The organism is uncultured Actinobacillus sp. (genome assembly GCF_945915845.1).
Taxonomy (GTDB): domain Bacteria; phylum Pseudomonadota; class Gammaproteobacteria; order Enterobacterales; family Pasteurellaceae; genus Exercitatus.
Genome location: NZ_CAMEFX010000025.1, coordinates 21700 through 28558 on the forward strand (window position 1 = coordinate 21700; position 6859 = coordinate 28558).

Sequence of the window (6859 nt, forward strand, 5' to 3'; positions counted from 1 at the left end):
CTAAAGATTAGGGGGCGTTTTATCTTGTTTCATCGGGTAAAATACGTTATCTTTAAATTTTTCCACCCATTAGAATTTATTATGCAAATTAATGCAATACGCGTTACGCAACAAGCGAATTCCACTATGCCTCTAATTGAACTGAAAAATATTACGATGCATTTTGGGCAAAAAACTGCATTACAACAAATTAATATGGCAATTTACCCCAATACCGTCACTACCATTGTCGGTCCTAATGGTGGAGGGAAATCGACTCTATTAAAAATTTTGCTCAAATTGCTCAAGCCCACTACCGGGGATGTGATTTATAGCCGGAATGTTCGCATTGGCTACGTACCACAAAAAATCCATTTGGATCATAGTTTGCCGATTACCGTGAAAAACTTCCTTTCCCTTAAGAAAGGCATCACTGCAAAAGACATTCAACAGGCAGCAGAATTGCTTTCTATCACACACCTTATGCACAATTCGTTGCAAAAACTCTCCGGTGGTGAAATGCAACGTGTATTATTGGCTCGCGCAATTTTAAATCAACCTAATTTACTGGTACTTGATGAACCAACCCAAGGGGTCGATATGAATGGGCAAATTGAACTCTATCAGCTTATTCATCAAATGCGAGAAAAACTAAATTGCGCCGTTTTAATGGTGTCTCATGATCTCCATATTGTGATGGCGGATACCAATAAAGTATTGTGCGTTAATCAACATATTTGTTGTGCCGGTACGCCTGAAGCTATAAGTAGCGATCCGACTTTTATCCAACATTTTGGCGATCAATTTTCTAAAAATATTGCTTTTTACACCCATCATCACAATCACCGTCATGATATGCACGGCGATGTTTGTTGTTCAGGGCAATATCAATGCGCACAACATCATCATTAGGAACTTTTTATCGTGCTTGAAATCATTCTTCCTGCTTGGCTTATCGGTATTTTGCTCTCTTTCATTACTGCCCCTCTTGGTGCTTTTGTGGTTTGGCGCAAAATGGCCTATTTTGGCGACACTTTGGCACATTCCGCATTATTAGGCGTAGCATTAGGCATTTTTATTGAAATTAATCCTTATCTTGCCATTCTTATTTTAACGCTATGCATTACCTTATTAATGGTATGGCTTGAAAACCATACACAATATTCAGTGGATACTATTCTCGGCATTATTGCTCATAGTTGTTTATCTTTGGGTGTTGTGACTGTGGGTTTATTAGAAAACGTACGCGTAGATCTCATGGGATATTTGTTTGGGGATTTAGTTGCTGTGAGTTTTGAGGATTTAGTGCCTATTTCCATTGGTGTACCTATCGTCTTTACGATTTTAATGTACTTTTGGAAACCGCTTATTTCCACGACAGTCAGCCCTGAACTAGCTCAAGTAGAAGGGGTTAATATTCAACGAATGCGATTTATTTTAATGATTTTAACCGCACTTACCATTGCCTTAAGTATGAAGTTTGTGGGGGCATTGATTATTACCTCCTTGCTCATTATTCCGGCAGCCACAGCACGCCGATTCGCACGAACGCCTGAAACCATGGCAATGATTGCCGTTGTCATCAGCATGTTAGCTATCACTATGGGGCTAGCACTTTCCGCCTTTTATAACACCGCAGCAGGCCCATCTGTAGTCATCTGTTCTGCACTCTTGTTCGCACTTTCTTTTTTGTGGAAAGAACAAGGATAAAGGCTTTTCTCATATTCAAAAAACAACGGACGCAATAACAATAGCTCCGTTGTAGTAATACCAAATAAAATTTCTCTGTTTTTGCTCTTTTTTTGCAGAAAAATGCTGTAATATTTTGTAAAATCAGGACAATTTTTATCTCTTTTCTAGGAAAGGTACTTTTATATTATGAGCAAAATCATTTTAACTATCGTAAAAGGCAATAAAACGGAAGCTATTGCATTGCAACAAGGAAAAACTGTCATCAAAAAAACCGAAGCAGCAGCGCGTTATCGTATTGTTGATGAAAACGGCATGCTAATTGAGCCTATAGAAGTAGAGCAAATCGGCGACAATTTAGTCTTTTCGACCCCGGCCAATGAAGAACCGCTTTTGGTATTGGAAGAATACAACGCCTATTATTCCGTTGAAAATCTAGCTACTGCAGTTGAAAACAGTGTTTCTGTTACTGGAAATATCGCCGCCAGCTCATTAAGTGCGGTGCAATTAACCGCTATTTCTTTAGGAACCGTTGCGACCACTGTTGGTGCGATAAATAGTTATAATCATAGCAAAACCAGTAATGCACCTCGTGCTGAAGAAAACACGACGCCTAACACAAAACCGGTTGAACCGGAAACTCAGCCAACGGAGCCGGAAACCCAACCAACTGAGCCGGAAACCCAGCCAACTGAGGCGGAAACACAGCCAACGGAGCCTGAAACTCAACCAACTGAGCCGGAAACCCAGCCAACGGAGCCGGAAACTCAACCAACGGAGCCGGAAACCCAGCCAACGGAGCCGGAAACCAAGCCAACGGAGCCTGAGACTAAGCCAACGGAGCCTGAAACACAGCCAACGGAGCCAGAAACGCAACCAACGGAACCGGAAACCCAGCCAACTGAGCCTGAGGCTATCGTTGATAAAGATCCCAATGCCGCTTGGGTTGTTACACCTAAAGAAAAAGCTGCAGTTGAACCGGAAATTGAAACTGAACCGGAAACAAAAAGTGATACTAAACCGCAACTAGCTCCGTTGCCTGAATTACCCGTATTAACTGAACCGGCAGCAGGCGAAGCACCTGTTGCCGCAATTACATGGACAAGTTATGTGGGTGGAGAAGATGGTATCATTAGTCAATCTGAAGCTAATGGAATTATAAGATTATCAGGTAGTTATGATGTTAAAGGTGCTTCTACCACGCCACCCATGATTACCGTTTTAGCAGATGTAATTAGACCTGCTAAAGTTGATCCTGTAACTAAAACTTGGTGGGTCGATATTAACGCTTCCGCATTGGTGGCGAAAGGAGAAGGAGAGAAAGAACTTAGCGCATCTATTACAGCAGTTCATGATACAAATAAAAGATTGCGCGGTACGGCTCAAGCTAAACTAAAATACATTGTTGAGACAGTGACACAAGAGCCTGAAATTACTTTTGATAAAATTACAGGCGATAATTTCTTAAGTTTCGTTGAACAAAAATTAGAAAAAACCACGATTTCAGGTACGGTAAAACACGCCAAAGATGGGGATTTTGTTAAGTTAGAAATTGGACAATCTGTTTATTATGCCGAAGTGAAGGATGGTAAATTTTCTAAAGATGTAAATACTCAAAATTTAATCGTTCACGAAAAAGTCACCGCTTATATTGAAACTCAAAGTGTAAATGGCGGAACAGCTAAAGGCAGTGCGGTAACTTATGCGAATGTAGAAGAAACGCCTTTAACGATTAAGATGAATCCTGTAACGGCAGATAACATCCTTAATATTGCAGAATCTCAGCAGGAAATTACCTTATCCGGCTCAGTCACGCGTGCAGATGATGGTTCTGTTGTTGAGCTAACTATTGGTGATCAAACGATCAAAGCACAAGTCCTTAATGGCGAATTTGAAGCGAAGGTTAGCGGTGAATTGTTAGCGAAAAATAATACTGTTCGGGCTGTGGTCAAAAATACGGAAAATATGACCGCGCTTGAAGTATTCCAATATGAAACAGCTTTAGACAAACCAACCATTACGCTACGCCCAATTACCGGCGACAATGTGATCAATGCCGAAGAAGCTGCGAAAGAAACGACCGTTATTGCCGGAAGTGTGACAGGTGCGAGCGATGGGGATCTGGTGGAAGTGTCTTGTGGCTGCCCTTATTGTGCCGCAAGCAATTGGAATACAATCCAAACTAAGGTGGTCAATGGTTCTTTTAAAGTGGAATTTGCCACAGCTGTTTTAACTGCTGGCAACCATAAAGTCATTCGCGCTAAAGTTATCGGAACCGATAAAGCAGGTAATCATGGTGAAGCCGAAGCTTCGCAAGCTTATACGGTTGCAACGTCAGGCAGTGATGCCAACCTGACAAATCTCTCAGCTGTAGGTGAAAACAATATTTTTAATAAAGCCTTTGTAGAAAAGACGCCTAGTTTTACTTATACCGGAACCGTATGGGGGCGTGATATTCTTAACTCGAAAGAGGTGGTTGAAAAAGTTGAAATTAAACTGAACGGAAAAACTTACTCTACTCATTTAAGCCTCAGTAGTAATGTGTTACGTAGTTTTAGTACAAAATTAAATACTGCAGATTTTGCTAATACGGATGAAATGTACGTAGTCGCCACCATTCGCAATAAAGAAACAGGAAAAATTCACGAAGTAGCAGAAAAAGTCTCCTATCGTTATGATACTGAAACCAATATTGCCGTTTCAGTCAATGAAGTCAATGGTGGCAAAACGATTTCTACCGAGAATTTGAATAAAACCAGCCCCATTAGTGGCACACTCACTTACGATGAACAAGATATTAATGTCAAAGATATTCAAGTTAAAGTCAGTCTAAATGGCAAAGAATATGATGCAACGGTATCAGATAAAAAATGGTCATTGAATTTACCAATTAATGAAAGCTCGCTGATTGAAGGAAATAATCACTTAAAAGTCAATGTAATGGCTAAAGATGTTGCCGGCAATACGGCTACCGCAGAAAGTGCGGTGGATTTTCAAGCCGATATGACACCGCCAATGCCAATCATTACGCTTAACCCAATTAATGAAAATAATGTGATCGCTAAGACTGCAACAGATTCGGTAGTATTAAGTGGCAAAGTGAGTGGCGATTTTACCGTTGGTGAGCAACTCATCTTAATGTATAACGGCAAAACCCAAGCGGTGGAAATTCAACAAGATGGTGCATTTAGTTTAACGCTTCCGGCAGCAGAATTAGCCTCTTCAAATTCACTGATAGTTTCTGCTGTTTATACCACTAAAGATAGTGTTGGGAATGTAGGATCTGCGCAAAGTGATTTATCTTATAGTGTTAGCCAAGGTGATATTGGTATTTTATTAAATGATATTACAGCAGATAATCATATCAATGTGACTGAAGCCAAAGGGCATTTACAATTATCAGGTAAAATTTTTGGCGCAGAGGCTTCAACTACAACTCAAGTTGAATTACAAATTAACGGTAAGACGCACAAGGTTCAGTTAGAAAGTGATCTGAGTTTTAAATTGGATATTGCTGCTGAAGAATTAATTCAAGCACCAAACTATATGGTTACAGCTACCGCTACTGCAGGAAGCAGCCGCGCGGATACAACGAAGAAGTTTACTGTTGCCGCTGAGGTAGCGGCAAAAATTGATATCACCGAAGTGGGCGATTTCACCTTAAGTTTGGCTGAAAAATCACCTATTGTCCGCATATATGGTGAAGCTGAATTTGATGGTGTTTATGCACAAGGTAAAAATTATAACGAAGTACGCCAAGCGATCGTTACAATTGGTAATCAATCATTTAAGGTCGGTGTTAATAATAAAACATTCTTTGTCGATATTGCCGCCGATGAATTAAAAGGGCTAAATGGACAACAGATTTCCGTAAAATTCACCCCGGATCCAAAGGTTTATGAGCTAACTAAGGCTGATGGATTTTATAAAACAGCTTATATTAATGCGCCTGAAGTCACGACTAAAAGCGTTACGTTCACAAGCGATTATTTAAAAGTTGAGAATCAAGATCAGTATTTTGTTGCGTATCACGAAGATATTGCAACGGTAAGTGGTGTTGTATCAGGAACCGCCAAAGAGGGAGATGTTGTTCTCTTGAATATTGGCAATAAAACGCTTAAAACAACGGTAAATTCAGATTTAAGTTTCTCTGCAATCGTGTCAAAACAAACCTTGAGCACCGCAGAGCAGATTTCTGCTACCTTGGAAACCACAGATCGTTCCGGTAAAGCAATTAGCGTTTTTGATCAAGAAAATTATGCGGTAGCGGCCTCAGTAGATGGCTCAAAACAAATTGGGTTAATTCCACGTAGCAATCCCATTCAAGATGATCATACAAAAGATGACTGGAATACCCCATATTTCTTAAAGGCTGTAGGTAGCTTAGACAAAAATGGCTATTCTGCCCCATTGGGTGGAACACAAGATAAGCCTTATGTCATTAAATATTATTTCCACGGTACGGAAGAGTTAGAAGCGAATAAAGAATTGCCTTCCGATGCCTTGGTTGATGAAAACTTAAAGGCAGTCTTCAGAGATGCCTATTCCATCTTATCTAGTTATACCAACATACAGTTTGTGGAAAGTAAAATTAGCGGCGACCGTGATACCTTTGTGCATTATGCTTCCATGACGAATGGCTCTGCAGCAGTCGCAAGAAACGGTGGGCATATTACTTGGAATGCAGGTAGCAGCTGGAAAGACTGGGGAACGGATTATCTTTATTACACCGCGCTTCACGAAATTGAGCATACACTTGGTATGGTTCATACGAATGCAGGTGATATTCCGACCTTTAAAGAAAACGGCTATGGTAATGAAAATACCGCGGAATTTTCGATTATTTCCTATGATCGCTATGTCAATGATAATTTATATTTATCCTTACGCGATTTACGCCCTTATGATTTAGCTTATTTACATTATCGTTTTGGTGTCAATCCAAATGCGCGCGCTGGCGATGATGTTTATAGCTTTGCAAATTACAATACCTATGCTTCTGACGGCGGTCGTTATATTTGGGACGGTAACGGTGTTGATACATTTGACGCTTCAAAAGAAAAACAAGGTGTGTATGTTAATTTAAATCCCGGTAGCTGGAGTTATGTTGGTGAAGAAAGAGAAAGAAACTTCTTGGTAAAAAACATTAACAGTACACAGCAAGATGCACATCAATATTTTGATTTACCTG

3 protein-coding genes are annotated in these 6859 nt (G+C 40.2%); all 3 read left to right on the plus strand.

Annotated features, from left to right (window positions below; all coding sequences use genetic code 11):
• Positions 1-81: 81 nt before the first annotated feature.
• On the plus strand, positions 82-891 hold the full coding sequence (znuC, locus tag Q0O89_RS06965; protein ID WP_293730985.1) for a zinc ABC transporter ATP-binding protein ZnuC: 810 nt from the start codon (positions 82-84) through the stop codon (positions 889-891).
• Positions 892-903: 12 nt separating this feature from the next.
• On the plus strand, positions 904-1689 hold the full coding sequence (znuB, locus tag Q0O89_RS06970) for a zinc ABC transporter permease subunit ZnuB (RefSeq protein ID WP_293730987.1): 786 nt from the start codon (positions 904-906) through the stop codon (positions 1687-1689).
• Between the two features lie 168 nt (positions 1690-1857).
• Positions 1858-6859, plus strand: a 5002-nt coding sequence (locus Q0O89_RS06975) for an Ig-like domain-containing protein (protein ID WP_293730988.1), incomplete at its 3' end; no start/stop codon positions are given.

Excerpts from the sequence above, each read along its gene's own strand:
- znuC (WP_293730985.1), top strand. The coding sequence starts at position 82 with ATGCAAATTAATGCAATACGCGTTACGCAACAAGCGAATTCCACTATG.